Source organism: Oleiphilus sp. HI0066 (assembly GCF_001635725.1).
Genome location: NZ_LWFH01000467.1, coordinates 1 through 748, shown reverse-complemented (window position 1 = coordinate 748; position 748 = coordinate 1). Strand labels below are relative to the sequence as shown.

The window sequence follows — 748 nt, the reverse complement described above, 5'->3', positions numbered from 1 at the left end:
ATTGAGCCATGTAAAGAGTGGCACTTTCTTCACTTTGATTGACGTAGTCTTCTAGGTGAATAAGTGTTTGCTTGAGGGTTAGATAAGCATCCCACGAGGCGTCAACATTTGCTTGAACTTCTCGGTAAACACGGTTTGAGCGCATTCGTGCAGCTTCTTCTTCATAACGTGCTTTTTTCTGTCGTGATGCGTTGGATCCACCTTGATAGAGGTTCCAATTCATTTCTAGCAGAACTCGCCACTCGTTTTCTTCGCCATCAAACCCCGAAACGTCGTCTTTCCATCTGCGGTCAGCGACGATATCTAAGTCAGGATAAAGATGCGAGTTTAGCCCCGTTGTATTGGCGGAAGCGGATTGCACGTTTAAGCGACTCGCAATTAAGCTTTGATTATTGTTCAACGCTAAGGTTTGAGCACGTTCGTTACTCTCGGGGATGTAAGCTTGATCGACTTCTGGACGAATCAGGGTGGCCGGGCGTTCGCCTGTCAATTGCGCGAAGACGGTTTCGGCATCACGCAGGTTATTCTTTGCGGAAAGTAGATTGGCTTTGACGCGTGCGAGACGTCCTTTCATTTGGGTCAAATCAGCTTTGTTAGAAACGCCTTGTTTCTTTCGTGCACTAACAAGTTCAAAAGTTTCTTCATGCCGCTTTAAATTCTCTTCTGATAAGCGCACGACATCGCGTGCATTTAAAACATCGGTATAGGCTTTAGCGATCGATAGAGAAGTTTGTTCTGCTTGCCCCAA

At 46.1% G+C, this 748-nt stretch carries 1 protein-coding gene; it reads right to left on the bottom strand.

What is annotated here, in order from left to right:
• Positions 1-748 (bottom strand): TolC family protein (locus tag A3738_RS06705; RefSeq protein ID WP_197473652.1); only part of this gene is annotated, 748 nt, incomplete at both ends.